A 20,913-nucleotide genomic window follows, 5' to 3' on the forward strand; every position below is an offset into this window, starting at 1 on the left:
CTATGACAGAAATTAGATTTTTTCCACAATATAGAACATGTATACTTCGAGTATTTATTATTATCCATATCATAATCAATTTAGTTTTCTGTGTGTATATTACTGTTTTCTGAATATATGGATTCTGTTGTAGCTTTACTAACTAGTCGATAGAGCCATATGGATAAGAATAATAATAAATAGTTATCAAAAAAATTATGTGAGACAAGTAAGAAAGTCATTAGAATAAAAGCTAAACACACATATTCAATATTTATTTTGAGAAATTTCAGACTTTTTAAAAACAAGCTGGTGTAGCAGAAAATAAACATTAAAAAAACAATAAATCCTGCTTCTCCCAATACTAATAAATATGTATTGTGCACTCCCGTTTGTACACCCACAGTGTTGTAGTCTCTACCATGTAGTGTTTTATACCCTTTACCGGTTACTACATTTTCTAATATAACATCAGTATATAAAGCCCAAGTTTCAGTTCTAGAGCCTCTAGATATTGTTTCTGTTTCTACGTGATCACTATTAAAAAGACTTTTAAATGCATCAAATCTTTCTGTGTTTAATTGAAGAACAGAAGATAAAGCTAAAATAAGTACAACCCCAAAAGACCCTGCAAGTAAACCTATTCCATTTTTAATATTACTCGATATAGCAATTAAATTAATAATCACTAACAGTAAAATAAAATATCTGGACAATGTCATGATTCCTGCGATAACAATAATAAGTTGGAGACCTAATTTGGTGATTCTGTGTTTTATTGTAAATGAAAGACTAAATGCAGCTAAACAAGTGAGTCCTGCTCTGTTTGGATTTAAATAGAGCCCACCATAACGTCCATAATCAGTAGAAAACAGTACGGCATTAATAATAACTGATATTGTTCCTATAAGCATAAAAACACCTAACTCTTTAGAACTTGTATCTTTAATTAGAGATGTACCACCCAGTATAAAAATAAAAAACTTTATTACATCAATAAAATAATCTCTAGTATCACCAATATAGTTAAAACCAGATATTAAAAAATAAGAAACCCCTATGAGTATAAAAATTAGAGGAGGGGCTTCTTTTTTGCTTAAAAAGAAATATAGAATAATACTGCTAAATAACAAGGCGCTTAGTAAACTACCAACCGTAGACCCAAAGGCATAAACACCAAAAGTGGGTAAGTTTAATAAAATTAAAGCAAGAGTAAAATATTTTAAAAAAATCATCCTCTTTTAATTAAATAACGTTGTTTAGTAGTATACTTTAGTAGTACCATACTTCTTACTATTTGTAGGATTATTGTACTAAAAGCTATGCCAAATACACCATAAATTTTAAGTAAAATATAGTCTAATAATATATTTAATAACATACTAAAAAAAGAAACATAAGCCATAAAAGAGTTCCTGTTAATACTAGTTAAGAAACGAACAATTATATTTCCGCATATAGTAAACGGAATTCCGCATAAAAATATAATTTGTATTTTAGAAACAATGATTGTATCATTAGATGTGAATTCATTTCTTTCAAAAATAAGCTCAACTAAAGAAGACGAAAATAGTATAATTGGGATAATAACAATTAATAACCCGATAAACAGCCATTTAAGAATGTTATAAAGCTCTTTAAAGGCCATATCTCTATTGTCTAAAGTTAATTTTGAAAAATACGGAAGCAGTACATTTCCCATAGCAATGATTATAATAGTAGTAAAAAAAGCAGGGATTTTTAAACCATAGTTTAGGGCTGCAACAGAACCAATAACTAGTTGCGCTGCAAAAAATTGATCTGTTACGGGTATTAATCCTGTTAAAAACCCGGAAGATGCTTTCGCTGGAAGTTGATTAAGCATCATTCTTGTTCCATGACTTTTAAAATCTGGCTTCCTAAATTTTAAAATATGTTTAAATTTAGCCACTATAAATAGAAATAAAAACTCTAAAATACTTCCTATTAACATTCCTAAGGCAAGTACTCTTTCTTGAAAATAGTCTTTAAAAAACAATAATAAAGTAATCATTGAAATAGAGGTGAAGATCGGATATAAAGTTGCGTATTTAAATTCGTTATGTACGTTTAGCAATCCACTTATTAGCGAAGACATCCCCCAAAACAGAATACAGGGTAATAAATAGGAAAACTGAAGTTTTATAAGGTTATAATATAAATCCGTGTGATTTGGAAATAGTATTTTTAAAAAAGTATTTGTAATTAAAAATGCAATTATCATAAAAAATAACGACATAAAAATTGTTATAAGCAGGCTAGTGGTTTGAATTGAACCTACTGAAGCCCCTGCCTTTTGCTCTGCTACATAATTAGGAATAAAAACCGATTTAAAAGCAACTAAAAATACTTGATAAATAAAGCCGGGAACTAATGCTGCAATAAAGAAAGTGTCTAATAATTCTGATAGTCCAAAACTACCTGCCACTATAATTTCTTTATAAAAGCCTAGTCCTTTAACAAGTAGAGTTATAAATGCTACAGTTATAATGTTAATAATTGTAGGGTTTTTTCTTAGGGACCGTAAGAATGTTTTTATGTGCTTTAGTTTATTCACTAGTTATCCTATCACTTTAAATATTATCTTTTTAAAAGGCCATAATAAATTAAAAAGAGTCTTCATCCTTTTATCTTCAATGGCCCTAATATAATCTCCTTTTTTTATATCTAAAAAACTTGAAGCTCTTAAAAGTGTGTATATTCGAGCTAATATTACTTTTGGGTTTTTCCAGAAATAATCTTTTGAAAACCAATTTAAAAAACATAAAGAGAAAACAGCAGTGCCTATTGCCTCATCTTGGTAACTTTGTTTAGAAATACTGTTTTCTGTATCTAAATAATAGATCCTTAAAACATCATTTGTATATACTGTTTTAAAATGGTGTTTTGACAGTAAGTTCCAGATAATGCCTTCTGGTATATAACCCTTAGAAAAAATAATTGGATTAATAGAGATACCTTTTAAAATATCTGTCTTGGTAAAACCCCATTTTTCTTCTAAATTTAAGTTATTTAATCTATTTTTAAAAGAAGAACTAAGAAACGGAGTTTGTTTAAACTTTTCACCTATTAAATTTCCGTTTTGATCTGCACATAAACAAGTAACACCACTAACATAGCTCATTAATTTTTTTGGGATAGAATTATACCTATTTAAAAAAACTTCTAAAGCATTTTCTACACACTCATCATCTGAGTCAAGAGGAAGAAAAAATTCGCCTTTTGCTAATTCAACTCCTTGAATCATACAAGCCATTTTATGTCTATTGACTAGATTGTTAATATACCTAACCTTAAAATTTGCACTTTTTATTAACTCTAGAGCTACTTCATGGGAGTTGTCTGTAGAACCATCATTTATAAGTAACAATTCAAAATTAGAGTAAGTTTGTTTTTGTAACGAATTAAAAACTCTATGTAATGTATCTGCTCGATTAAATATAGGGGTAAATATTGTAAATTTATATTCAAATTCAGTTGGATTCTTAATTGGGGTGTATGTGGGAATTAACTTTTTTAAATCCATTTCTAGCTAACCATATTAATAATTTCTAACCATTTTTTAGTGATAGTGCTTAACTCTAATTCTTTAGTTGATTCAATAGCACTTTTACCAAACTCTTTTCTTAATTTATAACTATTAACTAATTTATTTAATCCATTTTCTAAAGCTATAATATCTTCAGAAGGGATTAAAATACCATTTTTATTATTTTCTATTAATTCTGAAGGTCCAGAAGGGCAATCTGTCGAAATACATGCTAGTCCAAAGTGCATAGCTTCTGCTAAGGCATTCGGGAATCCTTCAAATTTAGAGGTAAATGCAAATACTTTTGCTTTGTTGTAGTATTCTGATACATTAGTTAAATTCCCCATTAATATAACCTGCTCTTTTAAGCCTAATTGTTTTATTAATAACTCTAATTCTTTTCTTTTTTTACCTTCTCCAATTATAATTAGAGACCAATCTTTTAAATTTAAATTAGCAAAAGCTCTTATTAACAACTCTTGGTTCTTTTGTTCCTCTAAGCGTCCTACATTTAAAATAATATTTTCTTTAATATAATCAGGCTTTCTAGAGTGAGACAGTTTTTGGTCTATTGGGTTTTTTACTATAGTAATTTTATCTTCTTTTATATCATCTAAAAAATAGTCCTTAATTTCTTGAGTTTGTACGACCAATAAATTTGTATAAGGATAGATTATTCGCCTTACTTTGCGCCAAAACAAGTTAATAGTACTATACTCTGGATGAACCCTTTCGCTAATTACACATGGTACTTTAGTCCATTTAGAAACTATAACACTATAAATATTTGGGGTTGTCATAAATCCAATTATAAGACTTGTTTTATTTTTCTTTAAAATACTCTTTATTTTCGAAATAAGTTGAACATGCATAATTAAAGAATGAAATAAAGTTCTGTGGCGATTATGCACGTATTTAGGCTTACAATAATTTACTTTTATTCTTTTATCTAATTTATAAAAGACTGGGCCTTGATAAAATGTAATTATTGAAATATCATAACTATGTACTAAATTATTTGCTAGAACACAAACCACACGCTGGGCTCCACCAGGATCTAAACTAGATAAAATGAAAGTAATGGGTTTTCTCATAATATATATTCTCAAAATGCTTTTTAGACATTTATATCTTTGTGGATTAAAAATATGTATTTTTTAATACTTAAACTGTATCAATAATTTTAATTAGATAAACGTACAATTTTGTTATATAAAATACATTGTTCTGTTTTGTAGGGTAAGTTTTATAATATTTGAACTAATTAGAAGCTATTAATTATTTTTAATTTAAAACATCCAAAATCAAATTCCTACCGTATATACCTTTAATGTTCTATAAAATGCATTTCATCGATTATTAAATCGTTTAAAGTCAATTTAATACTACAAAATACAGTTAAGGTAAAAAACGTCTTACAATTTTATTGTATTTCATCGAATTTATATTTATTTTGATAGTCACATGAGATCCATTTTAATAGTTTAGCCAAAGATTAATAGCAAAACCCTTAAGTATGAAACATTTATATGTTAGAAAATTCTCACTATGTGCGAATTTAAAGAAAATAGTATTTTTAAATTTCTTATTTTTCAATCTTATTATTACAGCTCAAAATTATCCTACAGCTGTTACAATTTCTTCAATCGATTATCAAAATTATCAAGCACCTTCACAAGGTATTCCTGATTATTTATCTACTATTACCAATGAATTTGGAAATGAAGTAACTAGGATTAGTGATAAAGACGTATTTGGAACAGATGGACAAAGATTAAAGCACCATTATGCTAAAGATCAACCTTGGAATTCTGATGGTAGTTTGATTAAGTTAGCAGGATATCCTGCTGCTATTCTTGATGGCTCAACACATGAGTTTTTGTATTGGGCATCCATTCCAAGTGCTGCAACTTGGGCAAATACAAGTCCAATTCATATGTATGGCACCTCTGGAAACACTATAGTTAGATACGATGTAACAACAAATAATAGAGTAACCCTTCATACGTTTAGTGAGTATAATAAAATTAGTTATGGTTTTAACGAAGGGAATATGTCTACAGATGATAGATATATTGGACTAATTGGACAAAACGGAAGTGATTTAACTTTAATTGTTTACGACATTGCTAATGATTTAATAACAGGAACTAAGCATATTGGATCAAGTGGGGATATGGACTGGTTTTCAGTCAGCCCATCAGGGACATATGCCGTTGTCAGTTGGAGACCAGACGGAAGTAGTTCCGTTGAAGGCTTAAAGGTTTATAATATTGATATGACTAATGAAAGACATGTTACGGACTATACAACACATGCAGATTTAGGCACGGATGCTAATGGAGATGATGTTTACGTTGCTTTTGGAGATAATGATACTAGACCAGATAGTTACTATTTAAAAATGGTAAGATTAAGTGATGGATTATTAACCCCTCTTTTCCATTATACAACAGCCACAGGAGTTTGGGGTGGTCATATAAGCTGTAGAAACACAGATAGACCAGGGTATGCTTATGTAACTGAGTCGTGCTGTAACACACATGGTAAAAGAGAAATGTTTGCAATAAAATTAGATGGTTCTAATACTATTGAGAGATTTGGTTATCATCACTCAGATAAGAGCGCAGGTTATGGACATTCTCCAATGGGTGTTCCAAATCGAGATGGTAGTAAGATGATGTTTGGAAGTAATTGGGAAGATAGTAGTATTAAGTCTGATTCTTATCCTCCAGCGTTTATTGTTCAAGCCCCTGAATCTTCTCTAAACATAGAAGACGAAACCATTGCTACAAGCAACATTAAAGTATATCCAAACCCATCAATAGATGGAATAGTTAACATTAAACTGAATGGAAGTATAGTTGTTAAAACTATTGAGGTTCATGATATGCTAGGTAGAGTAATTAGCACGGAAGAAATGAGTTCCAACGAGAAAAGCTTGAATTTGTCAGGTTTACCTACTGGTGTTTATTTGCTTACATTTAGAACAGAAAAAAGTGGATCTATTACAAAACGAGTTGTTCTTAACTAGAATACGCGTTTATAGAATAAAAAAGGCCTGAAACTTTAATTTCAGGCCTTTTTTTATGGTTGCAATTTGAGATTGAGTTATTTTGAAGTTCTCTTATAACTTATAATCGCAGACTATTAATAATTGTTTCTTAAGAGTAAAGAAATGATTTATGGAATAAAAACTATATAAACTAACTGGTTAATAAGAACTTCTTTTCGTTATTTATGCAATAAAAAGCTTAATTAAGCCATTTAATATCGTGAATGGTAGCAATACTATCACAATTCTCTACAGTTAAAACAATTTCTTTTTTACCAATTCTTCCGTCAATTGCATAAATAGCACATGGTTCTTTACGAGTGTCACTTTTAGAAAAATCAATATCTCCATATTTTAATAACTCTCTCACTTGTAAAGAGTCTATTTTTTTATTTGAAATAGCGGAGTAGATGTTTTCTGAAAATTCAACTTGCTTTAAGTTGATGTTTTTTAGCACACGGGCTTCTGGTCCATAAGCACAAGATGTTTTTTTGCCACTAAAGAAAAAGGCTAAAATAACTAGTCCAATAGCAAATCCACCAAGATAATAGCCAATACGATGTAATAATTTCATTTAATTAATGATTTATGGGACATATTGTTGGACGTATTATATGAATATAAATTAAAAGATAAGCAAATTAATATCGCTATGTTTTAAATCGAACCACTCTCCAACAGGTTTACTGGTTAAAATTCCGTGGTAAAAATACAACCCATTTTTTAATCCTCTATCAAAACGTAAAGAATTTTCTAGTCCGCCATCTTCAGCAATTTTTAAAAGATATGGTGTAAATATGTTACTAATTGAAATAGAGGCCGTTCTGGAATAACGGGCTGGAATATTAGGAACACAGTAATGAATAACTCCGTGTTTGGTAAAAGTTGGAGTTTTATGAGAGGTCACTTCACTAGTTTCAAAGCATCCACCCATATCAATACTGACGTCAATTACTACCGAACCATTTTTCATATTTGCAACCATAGAATCTGTAACAATAATAGGAGATCTATTTTTACCTCTAACAGCAGCAATTACAACATCGCATCGCTTCAATGCTTTACTTAAGTTTTTAGGTTGTAGAGTAGAGGTATAGAAGGTTTTACCTAAATTTACCTGAATACGTCTTAATTTAGTAATGGAGTTATCAAAAACTTTTACGTTTGCACCTAGTCCAATAGCGCTTCTAGCCGCAAATTCTCCTACAGTTCCTGCACCTAAAATAACAACTTCTATAGGTGGAACACCACAGACATTACCAAACATTAGACCATTTCCATCATTAACATTACTCAGCAGTTCTGAAGCAATTAGAACCGAAGCTGTTCCGGCAATCTCACTCAAGGATCTAACTGCTGGGAAAGCACCTGTTTCGTCTCTAATAAACTCAAAAGCTAGAGCAGTAATACGTTTGGCTGCTAAAGTTTCAAAATATTTCTTTGTTTGAGTTTTTAATTGAACTGCAGAAATTAAAATAGTTTGTGGATTAATAAGGTTTATTTGTTCTAGAGTAGGAGGCTCCACCTTTAAAATCATAGGACAAGCATAAACTTTGGCTGTGTCTTTTGTAATTTCTGCACCTGCCTCACTATATTCTTTATCCGAAAAATGAGCTCCACTTCCTGCTCCCGATTCTAATAAAACACGATGTCCGTTGCTAACTATGGCTGAAACAGCATCTGGGGTTAGGCAAACTCGCTTTTCTTGATATGCTGTTTCTTTAGGAATACCAATAAATAAACTGCCTTTACGACTAAAAATTTCTAGTCTTTCCTCTTGAGGAAGTAGTTGTTGCTTGGTAAAAGGAGATAAGGATTTAGACATAGTTGACACACATTATATAATGTAGTCAAATTACGAATAAATTTTTAAATGTTTAGGTAAGATTTTAAAAATACTGTCTTAGTTTATCCCAAAAGCCTTTTGGTTTAATCATAAACTCTGCCTCTAGCTCTTCTAAAGACTTATTGGCCGTATTTAGTTTATTAAACATTCGTGCTCTAATTAAGTAAATAGTTGGTATAACTATAGCCATAATAGGCAACATATAAAGAATTAAATTATTATCAACCCAAGATAAATCACTATTTAATGTTTGAATTGCTTGGTAAATAAACATAGAAATTGGGACAATTATTGTGTGGTACCACCAATGTTTACAGGTGAAAAACCAGATAAACATAAGAAGCAATGGAATAATTTTTCCAGCTAAAGTCCAAGCGACTACATAAACACTTTCAAAATAGTTACTATCGTAGGTAAACAAAAAAGTGTTCCAAACCTTTTGGTCTGGAACACTTTGATATAAATTAAAAATAAAAGGAGATATTGCTATAAATGTAGCAATAATACTACCATAAACAAGTTCTTTTTTATTAAACGTGTCTCGGTACTTTGATTCTACTTTTTTCAATTTGTGGTGCATCTTCATCTGATTGGAAAAAATTTTCTGCTTGAGCTGTAAATAACATTCCACCGAAAATTGCAATTGCAATTAAGTACTTCTTACTTTTCATAATTTTAAGGGATTTAATTAATTAATACCTCAAATGTAACTAAGAACATAAGTCGTTTTTGGGTCAAAATGTTAAAATTATGTTAAAAACGCCTTTTTTTCGATTTTCAATTACGGGAAAACCGTAATTATTTGTTTTTCTAGTAGAATTTGGTGGCTATCTACACTTTTATTTGCTCATTTTATAATTACTTTAATATCAAATTTCTTGTTTTGTTAACATTTAACTTCAAAATAACACGATTATTATCTTCTAGAATCAATTCTTCAATTAATTCTGGCCATTCAATTATTATCCAATGGTCGGAATCTAAATAATCTTCAATTCCGAAATTATAAACTTCTTCAATGTCTTTTATTCTATATAAATCAAAATGATAAATTTTATCATTAGTTAATTCATATTCATTCACAATGGAATATGTTGGGCTACTAACTTCATCTAAACTACCTAGAGCTTTTATAAGAGCTTTTACTAAAGTTGTTTTACCAACTCCCATTTCTCCATATAATAAGATGGTCTTGCCGTTTAAGTTCTTTATAAGTTGCTGAGCAACAGTATCAAGATCATTTAAGTTATAGGTAACATTCAAATTAATCAAATTTGGATACAATAATACTGATAATAATTTAGAATAACTAACAAATAGTGTATTTCGTCGGATATTTGTGTATTACATGGAATTATTTAGGATTTAGAACTATGAAAGGAATAATCATTTCCTCTAAAGAAACACCTCCATGTTGGTAGGTATTTCTATAGTAACTTACATAATGGTTATAGTTGTTAGGATAGGCAAAGAACAAATCTCCTTTGGTGAAAATAAACGAGCTACTCATGGTAATAGAAGGTAGATGTATTGTTCTTGGATCTTTTGCAACCAAAACATCTTTGTCTTCATAGGTTAAACTTCTACCTGTTTTGTATCTTAAATTTAAACTCGTGTCTTTATCACCTATAACTTTCGACGGGTTTTTAACATTAATAGTTCCGTGATCTGTGGTAATAATAAGTTTAAACCCTAAATGCTGTGCTTGCTGGATCATTTCTAATAAAGGAGAATTTTTAAACCAACTTTGAGTTAGAGATCGATAGGCTTTATCGTTAGATGCCAATTCTTTTACTACATCCATTTCTGTTTTAGAATGGGAAAGCATATCTACAAAATTATAAACTACAACAGTTAAGTCGTTCTCTTTTTGAGTCTTAAAGTTTTCTACCAGCTTTTTACCATTTTTTAAATTAGTAATTTTATGGTATTCCATTTTTAGATTAGAAAGACCTAAACGTTTTAATTGAGCTTCTAGAAATTCCTTTTCGTAGAGGTTTTTACCACCTTCGTCTGTATCGTTTTTCCAGAGATCTGGGTGTAATTTTTCCATATCGCTTGGCATTAATCCAGAGAAAATTGCATTTCTTGAATACTGAGTGGCCGATGGAAGTATACTATAAAAAGGTGTTTCTGATACTTTTTTATAATAATTATTAACGGTTGGCTCAAAAGCCTTCCATTGGTCGTATCTCAAATTATCAATGACCACTAAAAGTGTAGGTTGTTCTTTACTAATTTCTGGAACAACTTTGTTTTTAAATAAGGTGTGCGACAAGGTTGGGGCATCTGTATTAGGTTCAAACCAAGAAGGATAATGTTTATCTATAAACTTACCAAACTGAGTGTTTGCTTCACTTTTTTGAGACTCCAATATTTCGAACATTCCTGGGTCTTCTATATTTTCTAATTGAATTTCCCAATAAATAAGTTTTTGATATAAGTTAGCCCATTCCTCATAGGTATTAACCATGCTTAAATCCATAGCAATTTTTCTAAACTCTTGCTGATAATTAGAAGTGGTCTTTTCTGATACTAATCTTGAGTGATCTAAATTTTTCTTCAGACTTAATAAAATCTGATTCGGATTAACGGGTTTTATTAGGTAATCGGCAATTTTATTCCCAATAGCTTCTTCCATAATATATTCCTCTTCACTCTTAGTAATCATAACTACAGGAAGTGTGTCTCGCTTTTCTTTAATTTCATTTAAAGTTTCAAGTCCTGTTAATCCGGGCATGTTTTCGTCTAGAAATACAATATCAAAATTTTTATCATCTAGAACTTCTAATGCTTCTGTTCCACTTTTGCATGATGTTACGGAATAGTTTTTCTTTTCTAAAAAAAGGATATGTGGTTTTAATAAATCAATTTCATCGTCAACCCAAAGAATATTTATCTGGTTCATGTATATTTGTTTAAATTTAAATGTCAAAAGACTAAGTCTGATTTTGCAAAACAAACTCAAAATATTTAACGACCCAATTTACGGTTTTATTACCATACCTAATTCGGTAATTTTCGATTTAATTGAACACAAATACTTTCAGCGTTTGCGAAGAATTTCGCAAATGGGCATGTCGTATTTGGTTTATCCAGGCGCACATCATACTAGATTTCATCACGCTTTGGGTTGTATGCATTTAATGCAAAAAGCTGTTAATACGCTTCGTTTTAAGGGGGTTAGCATCTCTAAAGATGAAGAGCAAGCTCTCTATATAGCCATTTTATTGCACGATATTGGACATGGTCCATTTTCTCATGCAATGGAACATAGTATTGTAAATGGGGTGTCTCACGAGCAGATTTCCTTGCTTTTTATGGAGGAACTTAATAAGGAATTTAACTTAAGTTTAACTCTGGCTATAGAAATATTTAAAGGAAAATATCCTCGAATATTTTTATGTCAGCTTATTTCCGGACAATTGGATATGGATCGTGCCGATTATTTAAAACGCGATAGTTTTTATACCGGAGTTGCTGAAGGGAATATAAATAGCCAGCGTTTAATAGCTATGCTTAATGTGGTTGATAATGAATTGGTAGTAGAAGAGAAAGGGGTTTATAGTGTAGAAAAGTTTCTCATGGCTAGAAGACTTATGTATTGGCAGGTTTATTTACATAAAACCAGTGTTGCAGCAGAACAACTATTAATACGTGTTTTAAAACGAGCAAAAGAATTAACAAGTCAGGGAGTAGTTTTACAAGCAAGTACAGCACTGAAATATTTTTTAATTAACGAAATTAATCTAACGAACTTCAATAGAGATACCCTAGAAAATTTTGCTAAATTGGATGATTATGATATTGTATCTGCAATGAAAGAATGGCAATTTCATGAAGATTTTGTTTTAAGAAATCTAAGCGAAATGCTTATAAATAGAACTTTGCTTAAGGTAAAAATTAAAAATAAACCAATAAAAAAAGAAAAACTTCAAAAGCATATTAAAAAATTAAAGACAGATTATTCTATTAGTGAGCACGAAGCAAATTACTTTGTTTTTACAGGAGAGATTTCCAACCAGGCTTATCAAAAAGATCAACAAATAAAAATTCTGTACAAAACAGGTAAAGTACAAGATATTATTAAGGCTACAGATCAATTAAACTTAAAATTTCTCTCAAAAACAGTAACAAAATATTATATCTGTTACCCTAAAGAAAAACTTTAGGACTTTTTTCCTATTTTTGTCGGAATGAAATTTACAGCACAACAAATAGCAGGAATTTTAGAAGGCGACATTGTAGGTAATCCCGATGTTGAAGTTTCTAAGCTTTCCAAGATTGAAGAAGGAACAAAAGGGTCTCTAACCTTTCTTGCTAATCCTAAATATCAATCGTATATATATTCTACAAAGGCATCTATAACTATAGTTAATAAAACTTTTGAGCCAGAACATAATATAGACACCACACTTATTAAGGTAGAAGATGCCTATAAGTCGTTCTCTAAGTTGCTAGAGTACTATAATATGGTGAAGTTAAATAAACAAGGAATCGAGAATCCTTCGTTTATATCTAAAACAGCCTCTTATGGTTCCGATGTCTATATAGGGGCATTTACTTATTTAGGTGAAAATGTGAAAATAGGTAATAATGTTAAAATTTTTCCTAATACATATATAGGCGATAATGTTGTTATTGGTAACGACACAATTATATTTGCTGGAACTAAAGTTTATTCTGAAACAGTTATTGGATCAAACTGCGTGTTAAATTCTGGAGTTATTTTAGGAGCAGATGGTTTTGGTTTTGTTCCAAATGAAAAAGGCGAGTACAATAAAGTGCCTCAAACTGGTAATGTTGTTATAGAAGATTTTGTAGATATAGGTGCAGGAACAACAATTGACAGAGCTACTTTAGGGTCAACAACAATTAGAAAGGGTGTAAAATTAGATAATCATATTCAAATAGCCCATAATGTTGAAATAGGAAAAAACACCGTTATTGCTGCACAAACAGGAATTGCTGGCTCTACAAAAATAGGCGAAAGCTGCATAATTGGCGGTCAAGTAGGATTTGCAGGACATTTAACCATAGGTAATAATGTAAAAATTCAGGCACAGTCCGGAATAGGGAAAAATATAAAAGATAATGAAGTGGTACAAGGCTCACCCTCGTTTAATTATAACGATTGGAATAAGTCATATGTTCATTTTAAGAATTTACCAAAAATTGTAAAAAGTATAACCGATTTAGAAAAAAAAGTAGATGGCAATAATTAATACTGAAGTTAAGCAAAAAACCATTAAAGATTCTGTTTCTTTAACTGGTGTTGGTTTACATACGGGCAAAAATGTAACTTTAACTTTTAAGCCTGCAGATGCTAATACAGGTTTTCGTTTTAAGCGCATAGATTTAGAGGGAACACCAATTATTGAGGCAGATGCTAATTATGTTACAAATACTCAAAGAGGAACTTGTTTAGAAAAAAATGGTGTAACCATTCAGACCTCAGAGCATGTTTTAGCTGCATTAGTTGGGTTGGACTTAGACAATGTAACTATTGAACTAAATGCTTCTGAACCTCCAATTATGGACGGTTCTTCTAAGTACTTTGTAGAAGCTCTCGAAAAAGTAGGAGTAGAGGAGCAAGATGCTTTTAGAGAAGAATACGTAGTTTCCGATGTGATTTCTTATACAGATGAAGAGTCTGGAAGCGAAATCCTAATTATGCCTTCAAACGATTATAAGGTTACTACTATGGTAGATTTTGGTACTAAAGTTTTAGGAACCCAAAATGCTACTTTAAATCATGTTTCCGAATTTAAAAACGAATTTGCAGACGCTAGAACCTTCAGTTTTTTACACGAATTAGAAGCACTTTTAGAGCACGGACTTATTAAGGGAGGCGATTTAAATAACGCCATTGTTTATGTAGATAAAGATATTTCTCCAAAAACAATCGAAAAATTAAAGGTAGCTTTTAATAAAGACGACATATCAGTTAAGCCAAATGGTATATTAGATAACTTAACACTTCACCACCCTAACGAAGCTGCTAGACACAAACTATTAGATGTGTTAGGAGACTTAGCTTTAATAGGAATAAGATTAAGAGGTAAAGTTATTGCTAATAAGCCTGGACATTTTGTAAACACCCAGTTTGCAAAAAAAATGTCTAAAATTATTAAAAATGAAAGACGCAACAACGTTCCTAAATTAGATTTAAATCAAGAGCCTTTAATGGATGTCAATAAGATCATGGAAATGCTTCCACATAGACAACCATTTTTATTGATTGATAAAATTTTCGAACTAACAGACTCTGGTGTAATTGGTATGAAAAACGTGACCATGAACGAACCGTTTTTTGCAGGACACTTCCCTGGAGCACCAGTAATGCCTGGCGTTTTAATAGTGGAGGCTATGGCTCAAACTGGAGGAATATTAGTGCTTAGTACAGTTCCAGACCCAGAAAATTACTTAACTTATTTTATGAAAATTGATAATGTTAAGTTTAAGCAAAAAGTAGTACCAGGAGATACCTTAATTTTTAAATGCGATTTAATTTCACCAATTCGTCGTGGTATTTGTCATATGCAGGGCTATGCTTATGCCAATGGAAAATTATGTGCAGAAGCAGAGTTAATGGCTCAAATAGCAAAAGTTAAACAATAAAGTTAGAAAAACTTAAAAAAATAAACCGAGCGGAATCCAAGTTTTGAATTGAAGAATATATGTTCTAAAGCGAGCACATTTCTACCGCTTAGTTAAAAATAATACTAGATAAATGAATCAACCACTCGCTTACGTACATCCAGGTGCTAAAATTGCAAAGAATGTTGTAATAGATCCTTTTACTACCATACATAATAACGTTGTAATTGGAGATGGTACATGGATTGGAAGCAATGTAACCATAATGGAAGGAGCCAGAATCGGAAAAAATTGTAATATTTTTCCCGGTGCTGTAATCTCTGCCGTACCTCAAGATTTAAAATATAACGACGAAGATACCTTAACCATTATTGGAGATAATGTTACCATTAGAGAATGTGTAACCATAAATAGAGGAACCACAGATAAAATGAAGACTGTAATAGGCGATAATTGTTTAATTATGGCTTATTGTCATATTGCTCACGATTGCATAGTTGGAAAAAACTGTATTTTTTCTAATAATAGCACACTTGCCGGACATATTTCTGTTGGCGATTATGTAGTATTAGCAGGAATGACAGCTGTTCATCAATTTTGTTCCATAGGAAATCACGCTTTTGTTACTGGTGGTTCTTTAGTAAGAAAAGATGTACCTCCTTTTGTAAAAGCTGCTAGAGAACCTTTATCTTACGTCGGAATTAATTCGGTAGGACTAAGAAGACGAGGATTTTCAACAGAAAAAATAAGAGAAGTTCAAGATATATATAGAATCTTGTATCAAAAGAACTATAATAATACCCAAGCTGCAGAAATTATTGAAGCTGAAATGGAAGCAACTCCAGAAAGAGACGAAATCCTTCAGTTTATTAAAAATTCGCATCGTGGAATAATGAAAGGATATTTTAAATCAAATTAATTGTAGGCTTCCTAATATCTTTACTTAAAGAAAAGAGAAGCTACTTAATAATAAACAACTAAAGAATATAATGGCAACAACAAGTGATATTAGAAATGGATTATGCATCAGATATAATAATGACATTTATAAAATAACTGAATTTTTACATGTAAAGCCAGGAAAAGGTCCTGCTTTTGTAAGAACTAAAATGAAAAGTGTTACCACTGGAAAAACTTTAGAGAATACATTTTCTGCCGGGCATAAGTTAGACGATGTGCGTGTAGAAACTCACAAATTTCAGTTTTTATATAACGATGGAGAGTTTTTTCATTTTATGAATACTGAAGACTACACGCAAATTCGCTTATTAGAAGCTGCTTTAGACAGAGCAGATTTAATGAAGGAAGGTGAAGTAGTTACTGTTCTAATAAACTCAGAAGATAATATGCCTTTATCCGTAGACATGCCTGCAAATGTTATTCTTGAGGTTACTCATACAGAACCGGGAGTTAAAGGAAATACAGCTACCAATGCTACAAAACCTGCAACTGTTGAAACTGGAGCAGAAGTTAATGTACCTTTATTTATTAATGAAGGAGATAAAATTAAAGTGGAAACAGATAAAGGAACCTATAAAGAGCGTATTAAAGAATAGTTGTGTTTTTTAGAATTCGATTTCTTACGTGTAGAATTCTTATTCTTAAAATATACAACCTTGAATAACTATTATGAAGTTTCCAAAACCACATACGCTAAAACAGATTGCAGATTTAATAAACACCACTTTTGTTGGTGATGAAAACTTTCCTGTACTTGGAATGAATGAAATCCATGTAGTTGAATCTGGCGATATTGTTTTTGTAGATCATCCCAAATACTATAATAAAGCTTTAGAATCTGCAGCAACTATTGTCTTAATTAATAAAGAAGTTCCGTGTCCAGAGGGCAAAGCCTTATTAATAAGTGACGATCCGTTTAGAGATTTCAATAAGCTAACACAACATTTTAAACCTTTCCTTTCATCCAAATCTGCTATTTCAGAATCGGCTTCTATAGGGAAAAACACGATTATTCAACCCAATTGTTTTATAGGAAATAATGTCATTATAGGAGATAACTGTGTTATACATTCCAATGTAAGTATATACGATGATACAATAATTGGAAGCAACGTTACCATTCACGCTGGATCAGTACTAGGAAGTAGTGCTTTTTATTATAAAAATAGACCAGAAGGTTTCGATCAATTAAAATCTGGAGGACGTGTCATAATTGAAAACCATGTAGATATTGGTGCTCTTTGTACTATAGATAAAGGAGTAACCGGAGATACAACAATTGGTGAAGGTTCTAAATTAGACAACCAAATTCAAGTGGGACACGATACTGTAATAGGAAAAAAATGCCTGATAGCTTCTCAAGTTGGAATTGCCGGTTGCGTGGTTATTGAAGATGAAGTGACCATTTGGGGACAGGTAGGCGTTACTAGTGGAATTACAATTGGTAAAAAAGCAGTAATTTCGGCACAATCGGGTGTCAGTAAATCCTTAGAAGGAAATAAGAGTTATTTTGGAACTCCAGCAGATGATTTTAGATCTAAATACAAGGAAATAGCTTCTATTAAAATGATTCCAAAGATTTTAGAAAATTTAAAAATAAAAAAATGAGCCCTAAAGATTTATTAAAAGAGTTTTACAATACAGATGTAGTAAAATCCAAAGATTTGGTGGAACAGTACTATCATAAAGATATCGAATTACACTGGAACAGTAGCGAAGGGTTTCGTATCTCTAAATTTGATGATATTTTAAGATTCTTTAAAAATGTTCGAGAGAATTACTTATCAATCAGATATGAAATCAGTCATTTATTAGAGGATTCAGACAATATTACATCAAGATATACAGTTTATGGCAAGACTATAGAAAATGAAGACGAAGAAATACCATTAGCACATTATATGTGTATTTGGCAAATAAAAGACAATAAACTGTATAGAGGCTATCAAATAAGTCAGCTTGCAGACGACAATGCTATTGAATCCAATTCTTTTTCAGAAATTAAAGTATAAAAGGCTTTATAAATAGCAGTTAAAAACTTACTTTTGCAACGTTTTAAAAACATAAAAAATTAAACAATAATGAGCGTTTTAGTTAATAAAGATTCGAAAATAATAGTACAAGGATTTACAGGAAGCGAAGGAACATTTCATGCTGGTCAGATGATTGAGTATGGAACTAATGTTGTTGGTGGTGTAACTCCGGGAAAAGGTGGACAATCACATTTAGACAGACCGGTTTTTAATACAGTGCAAGAAGCTGTTGAGCAAGCAGGTGCAGACACAACAATTATTTTTGTGCCACCAGCGTTTGCTGCTGATGCTATTATGGAAGCTGCCGATGCTGGAATTAAAGTAATTATTACAATTACTGAAGGTATTCCGGTTGGAGATATGATTAAAGCTGCAGAATATATTAAAAATAAAGATTGTAGATTAATTGGTCCTAACTGTCCAGGTGTAATTACACCAGGCGAAGCTAAAGTTGGTATTATGCCAGGATTTGTCTTCAAAAAAGGTAAAGTTGGTATTGTTTCTAAGTCAGGTACTTTAACTTATGAAGCTGCTGATCAAGTTGTAAAACAAGGTCTAGGAATTACTACTGCTATTGGTATTGGTGGAGATCCAATTATTGGAACAACAACAAAAGAGGCTGTAGAATTACTAATTAACGATCCAGAAACTGAAGCAGTAGTTATGATTGGTGAAATTGGTGGACAATTAGAAGCCGATGCTGCAAATTGGTATAAAGCTAGTGGATCTAAAAAACCTATTATCGGTTTTATTGCTGGCGAAACTGCACCTGCAGGACGTACAATGGGTCATGCTGGAGCTATAGTTGGTGGAAGCGATGATACTGCTCAAGCTAAAAAGAAGATTATGAAAGCTTGTGGCATTCACGTCGTAGAGTCTCCTGCTGAAATTGGAAAGAAAGTGGCTGAAGTATTAGCTAACTAATAAGCTACATAAATAATACGAAAGGCTATCTTATCTAAGATGGCCTTTTTTTTGTTTTATATTAAAGTGTTTTTCAGGAGTTATAGTTTTAAATATCTCTAAACCTAAAATCAGTTAGATTCCTAGAGAAGAGAGATAAAACCATTTCCTATTTTCTTAGGTGGTTTTATATGTAAGGCTAAAGTATGATGAAAAAAAAATCGCCCAGAACCTAAATTCCGGACGACTTTTCTGCTATTAATCAATACTCATTAATCATCTAAAAGATCGATCATTAATTTTATTTTCTCTTTAATTTGTTGAGCTATTTGGTTGTTACCATCAGTATCTATTGGACTAATTTCAATAACACCATTCCCATTTCCATCAACTGCTTCAGATAAATCAACTCCTGATATACCATTAAAAACACCGGTTAAGTCAAAGTTTATCACCAATTGGTTATTATCGTTATTAATTACAATATCCATATCAGTATCTTCAAAGTCAACTTCAATTTCGTCTTCAAAATCATGCCAGAATTCAAACGGAACACCGTCAATGTTCCCATTAATTAAGATAGACTTATTAAAAAGAATGCTTCCTGAATCAGCACTTTTGTCGAATTCAAATTCAATTTCTTCGTAAACACCATTTGGAATCGCAACATCTACAATAGTAAATTCGTTAGAAAGAACATCTAATAAAAAAGGACCTTCTAATTCAATTTCATCTTCAAAACCATAATAACCATTGTTTTGTTCATCGTAGTAATCATCATCCAGTTCTAATTCGAATTCTTTAATATTAATTAAAAAATCAGAAATTTCAAGGGTGGAGTTAATTCCTCTACTATTTATATAAGTCTTGCCAGTAGAGTTTGGCAAAGTCGAACTTATCTTTAATTGTAAGTTTCCTTGACCATTGTTTATATTGTCATCGTTATCATCAGAACAACTAGCTAACAGTGCTACTGCTGCTATTGTTAATCCAAGTATTAAAATCTTTTTTCTTAGGGTATTCATAATTAATTGTTTTTAAAAATTTTAAGTTTATAAATAGTTCTTTATTATTAAACAGTTAAGTCTTTAAAACTCCTACCTTGTTTTTCGAAATAAGTGTTTTATTTTTTATCTTCGGAAATTGTAGGATAAATTATATTCAAAAAGTTTATCTTTGATTGACGAAATACCAACTTAATTAAAATTTATATAAATGACATTATTAAAAGGAAAAACGGCTATTATTACTGGGGGAAGCCGTGGCATAGGAAGAGGTATTGCAGAAGTTTTTGCAAAGCAAGGAGCTAACGTTGCTTTCACTTATAGCTCTTCTGTAGAAGCTGCAAACGAACTTGAGAAAGAGTTAAATACCCTTGGTGTTAAAGCTAAAGGCTACAAAAGTAATGCGGCTAATTTTAATGAAGCTCAAGAACTGGTAGAAAAGGTTTTAAAAGACTTTGACACCATAGATATTTTAGTTAATAATGCTGGAATTACAAAAGATAATTTGTTGTTACGTATTACAGAAGAAGATTTTGATCAAGTAATTGAGGTTAATTTAAAATCTGTTTTTAATATGACCAAAGCGGTGCAGCGCACCATGTTAAAGCAACGAAGTGGTTCTATAATTAATATGAGCTCTGTAGTAGGAGTAAAAGGAAATGCCGGACAAACAAACTATGCTGCCTCTAAAGCAGGTATTATTGGGTTTTCTAAATCTGTTGCCTTAGAATTAGGATCAAGAAATATTAGAAGCAACGTTGTTGCTCCAGGTTTTATTGAAACAGAAATGACTGCTAAGTTGGACGAAGCTACTGTAAAAGGATGGAGAGATGCTATTCCTTTAAAACGAGGAGGTACACCAGACGATATTGCCAATGTTTGTGTATTTTTAGCTAGCGATATGAGTGCATATATTACCGGACAAACCATTCATGTAGATGGAGGAATGTTAACTTAGTAATTTAAATAGCGGGTATAGTTTATAT

At 31.2% G+C, this 20,913-nt stretch carries 21 protein-coding genes; 10 read left to right on the forward strand and 11 right to left on the reverse strand.

Annotated elements, in window-relative coordinates; translation table 11 throughout:
- Positions 1 to 80: 80 nt before the first annotated feature.
- From OS188_RS10560 to OS188_RS10575, 4 genes are read right to left on the reverse strand one after another with little or no spacing between them, the layout of a single operon-like run.
- Positions 81 to 1,214 (reverse strand): O-antigen ligase family protein, encoded by a 1,134-nt coding sequence (locus OS188_RS10560; protein ID WP_267148806.1) that lies wholly within the window; start codon positions 1,212 to 1,214, stop codon positions 81 to 83.
- Entirely contained in the window at positions 1,211 to 2,554 is a 1,344-nt protein-coding gene (gene murJ, locus OS188_RS10565; RefSeq protein ID WP_267148807.1) for a murein biosynthesis integral membrane protein MurJ, read from the reverse strand. The genes OS188_RS10560 and murJ overlap by 4 nt, the downstream gene beginning before the upstream one ends.
- A 3-nt stretch (positions 2,555 to 2,557) precedes the next feature.
- Positions 2,558 to 3,523: a glycosyltransferase family 2 protein gene (locus OS188_RS10570; protein WP_267148808.1), complete on the reverse strand. Its 966-nt coding sequence runs from the start codon at positions 3,521 to 3,523 to the stop codon at positions 2,558 to 2,560.
- Between the two features lie 2 nt (positions 3,524 to 3,525).
- Positions 3,526 to 4,620, reverse strand: a complete 1,095-nt coding sequence (locus OS188_RS10575) for a glycosyltransferase family 4 protein (protein WP_267148809.1) — start codon at positions 4,618 to 4,620, stop codon at positions 3,526 to 3,528.
- Positions 4,621 to 5,042: 422 nt separating this feature from the next.
- Here OS188_RS10575 and OS188_RS10580 point away from each other — a divergent pair, with 422 nt between their 5' ends.
- A complete protein-coding gene (locus OS188_RS10580; RefSeq protein ID WP_267148810.1) occupies positions 5,043 to 6,560 on the forward strand; it encodes a T9SS type A sorting domain-containing protein in 1,518 nt (505 codons plus the stop codon).
- A 220-nt stretch (positions 6,561 to 6,780) separates the two neighbouring features.
- Here the strand turns inward: OS188_RS10580 and OS188_RS10585 are convergent, their stop codons facing one another.
- The 6 genes from OS188_RS10585 to porX form a co-directional block, all read right to left on the reverse strand.
- Positions 6,781 to 7,155, reverse strand: coding sequence for a hypothetical protein (locus OS188_RS10585; protein WP_267148811.1), 375 nt, complete (start codon positions 7,153 to 7,155; stop codon positions 6,781 to 6,783).
- Between the two features lie 51 nt (positions 7,156 to 7,206).
- Positions 7,207 to 8,406: an alanine dehydrogenase gene (locus OS188_RS10590; RefSeq protein WP_267148812.1), complete on the reverse strand. Its 1,200-nt coding sequence runs from the start codon at positions 8,404 to 8,406 to the stop codon at positions 7,207 to 7,209.
- Positions 8,407 to 8,470: 64 nt separating this feature from the next.
- Complete coding sequence (locus tag OS188_RS10595) at positions 8,471 to 8,995, reverse strand: hypothetical protein (protein WP_267148813.1); 525 nt, start codon at positions 8,993 to 8,995, stop codon at positions 8,471 to 8,473.
- Positions 8,958 to 9,098, reverse strand: coding sequence for a hypothetical protein (locus tag OS188_RS10600; RefSeq protein ID WP_267148814.1), 141 nt, complete (start codon positions 9,096 to 9,098; stop codon positions 8,958 to 8,960). Before OS188_RS10600 ends, OS188_RS10595 begins: the two co-directional genes overlap by 38 nt.
- Before the next feature lie 187 nt (positions 9,099 to 9,285).
- Positions 9,286 to 9,699 carry a tRNA (adenosine(37)-N6)-threonylcarbamoyltransferase complex ATPase subunit type 1 TsaE gene (gene tsaE / locus OS188_RS10605; protein ID WP_323370453.1) on the reverse strand — a complete coding sequence of 138 codons (414 nt, stop codon included), beginning with the start codon at positions 9,697 to 9,699 and terminating at the stop codon, positions 9,286 to 9,288.
- Between the two features lie 82 nt (positions 9,700 to 9,781).
- Positions 9,782 to 11,335, reverse strand: a complete 1,554-nt coding sequence (porX, locus tag OS188_RS10610; protein ID WP_267148815.1) for a T9SS response regulator signal transducer PorX — start codon at positions 11,333 to 11,335, stop codon at positions 9,782 to 9,784.
- A gap of 37 nt (positions 11,336 to 11,372) precedes the next feature.
- Here porX and OS188_RS10615 point away from each other — a divergent pair, with 37 nt between their 5' ends.
- The 8 genes from OS188_RS10615 to sucD all read left to right on the forward strand — a co-directional run bounded on the left by OS188_RS10615 (position 11,373) and on the right by sucD (position 18,944).
- Entirely contained in the window at positions 11,373 to 12,599 is a 1,227-nt protein-coding gene (locus tag OS188_RS10615) for an HD domain-containing protein (protein ID WP_267148845.1), read from the forward strand.
- 24 nt (positions 12,600 to 12,623) lie between these two features.
- Positions 12,624 to 13,652, forward strand: a complete 1,029-nt coding sequence (lpxD, locus tag OS188_RS10620; protein WP_267148816.1) for a UDP-3-O-(3-hydroxymyristoyl)glucosamine N-acyltransferase — start codon at positions 12,624 to 12,626, stop codon at positions 13,650 to 13,652.
- Complete coding sequence (locus OS188_RS10625) at positions 13,639 to 15,048, forward strand: bifunctional UDP-3-O-[3-hydroxymyristoyl] N-acetylglucosamine deacetylase/3-hydroxyacyl-ACP dehydratase (protein WP_267148817.1); 1,410 nt, start codon at positions 13,639 to 13,641, stop codon at positions 15,046 to 15,048. The genes lpxD and OS188_RS10625 overlap by 14 nt, the downstream gene beginning before the upstream one ends.
- A 112-nt stretch (positions 15,049 to 15,160) precedes the next feature.
- Complete coding sequence (gene lpxA, locus OS188_RS10630) at positions 15,161 to 15,946, forward strand: acyl-ACP--UDP-N-acetylglucosamine O-acyltransferase (protein ID WP_267148818.1); 786 nt, start codon at positions 15,161 to 15,163, stop codon at positions 15,944 to 15,946.
- Between the two features lie 70 nt (positions 15,947 to 16,016).
- On the forward strand, positions 16,017 to 16,583 hold the full coding sequence (gene efp / locus OS188_RS10635; RefSeq protein WP_267148819.1) for an elongation factor P: 567 nt from the start codon (positions 16,017 to 16,019) through the stop codon (positions 16,581 to 16,583).
- 73 nt (positions 16,584 to 16,656) lie between these two features.
- The gene (locus tag OS188_RS10640) at positions 16,657 to 17,595 is read left to right on the forward strand and encodes a UDP-3-O-(3-hydroxymyristoyl)glucosamine N-acyltransferase (protein ID WP_267148820.1); all 939 of its coding nucleotides are present in this window, start codon (positions 16,657 to 16,659) and stop codon (positions 17,593 to 17,595) included.
- Positions 17,592 to 17,999 carry a nuclear transport factor 2 family protein gene (locus OS188_RS10645; protein WP_267148821.1) on the forward strand — a complete coding sequence of 136 codons (408 nt, stop codon included), beginning with the start codon at positions 17,592 to 17,594 and terminating at the stop codon, positions 17,997 to 17,999. Before OS188_RS10640 ends, OS188_RS10645 begins: the two co-directional genes overlap by 4 nt.
- 69 nt (positions 18,000 to 18,068) lie before the next feature.
- Entirely contained in the window at positions 18,069 to 18,944 is an 876-nt protein-coding gene (gene sucD, locus OS188_RS10650) for a succinate--CoA ligase subunit alpha (RefSeq protein ID WP_267148822.1), read from the forward strand.
- Between the two features lie 251 nt (positions 18,945 to 19,195).
- Here the strand turns inward: sucD and OS188_RS10655 are convergent, their stop codons facing one another.
- A complete protein-coding gene (locus tag OS188_RS10655; RefSeq protein WP_267148823.1) occupies positions 19,196 to 19,948 on the reverse strand; it encodes a hypothetical protein in 753 nt (250 codons plus the stop codon).
- Between the two features lie 190 nt (positions 19,949 to 20,138).
- Here OS188_RS10655 and fabG point away from each other — a divergent pair, with 190 nt between their 5' ends.
- Positions 20,139 to 20,885: a 3-oxoacyl-[acyl-carrier-protein] reductase gene (gene fabG, locus OS188_RS10660; RefSeq protein WP_267148824.1), complete on the forward strand. Its 747-nt coding sequence runs from the start codon at positions 20,139 to 20,141 to the stop codon at positions 20,883 to 20,885.
- Positions 20,886 to 20,913: the final 28 nt, after the last annotated feature.

Source organism: Xanthomarina sp. F1114 (assembly GCF_026410255.1).
Classification (GTDB): domain Bacteria; phylum Bacteroidota; class Bacteroidia; order Flavobacteriales; family Flavobacteriaceae; genus Xanthomarina.

Excerpts from the sequence above, each read along its gene's own strand:
- OS188_RS10590 (WP_267148812.1), bottom strand. The coding sequence starts at position 8,406 with ATGTCTAAATCCTTATCTCCTTTTACCAAGCAACAACTACTTCCTCAA.
- OS188_RS10655 (WP_267148823.1), bottom strand. The coding sequence starts at position 19,948 with ATGAATACCCTAAGAAAAAAGATTTTAATACTTGGATTAACAATAGCA.
- OS188_RS10645 (WP_267148821.1), top strand. The coding sequence starts at position 17,592 with ATGAGCCCTAAAGATTTATTAAAAGAGTTTTACAATACAGATGTAGTA.
- OS188_RS10640 (WP_267148820.1), top strand. The coding sequence starts at position 16,657 with ATGAAGTTTCCAAAACCACATACGCTAAAACAGATTGCAGATTTAATA.
- OS188_RS10585 (WP_267148811.1), bottom strand. The coding sequence starts at position 7,155 with ATGAAATTATTACATCGTATTGGCTATTATCTTGGTGGATTTGCTATT.
- porX (WP_267148815.1), bottom strand. The coding sequence starts at position 11,335 with ATGAACCAGATAAATATTCTTTGGGTTGACGATGAAATTGATTTATTA.
- sucD (WP_267148822.1), top strand. The coding sequence starts at position 18,069 with ATGAGCGTTTTAGTTAATAAAGATTCGAAAATAATAGTACAAGGATTT.
- OS188_RS10600 (WP_267148814.1), bottom strand. The coding sequence starts at position 9,098 with ATGAAAAGTAAGAAGTACTTAATTGCAATTGCAATTTTCGGTGGAATG.
- efp (WP_267148819.1), top strand. The coding sequence starts at position 16,017 with ATGGCAACAACAAGTGATATTAGAAATGGATTATGCATCAGATATAAT.
- lpxD (WP_267148816.1), top strand. The coding sequence starts at position 12,624 with ATGAAATTTACAGCACAACAAATAGCAGGAATTTTAGAAGGCGACATT.
- OS188_RS10580 (WP_267148810.1), top strand. The coding sequence starts at position 5,043 with ATGAAACATTTATATGTTAGAAAATTCTCACTATGTGCGAATTTAAAG.
- OS188_RS10575 (WP_267148809.1), bottom strand. The coding sequence starts at position 4,620 with ATGAGAAAACCCATTACTTTCATTTTATCTAGTTTAGATCCTGGTGGA.
- OS188_RS10570 (WP_267148808.1), bottom strand. The coding sequence starts at position 3,523 with ATGGATTTAAAAAAGTTAATTCCCACATACACCCCAATTAAGAATCCA.
- OS188_RS10560 (WP_267148806.1), bottom strand. The coding sequence starts at position 1,214 with ATGATTTTTTTAAAATATTTTACTCTTGCTTTAATTTTATTAAACTTA.
- fabG (WP_267148824.1), top strand. The coding sequence starts at position 20,139 with ATGACATTATTAAAAGGAAAAACGGCTATTATTACTGGGGGAAGCCGT.
- OS188_RS10625 (WP_267148817.1), top strand. The coding sequence starts at position 13,639 with ATGGCAATAATTAATACTGAAGTTAAGCAAAAAACCATTAAAGATTCT.
- lpxA (WP_267148818.1), top strand. The coding sequence starts at position 15,161 with ATGAATCAACCACTCGCTTACGTACATCCAGGTGCTAAAATTGCAAAG.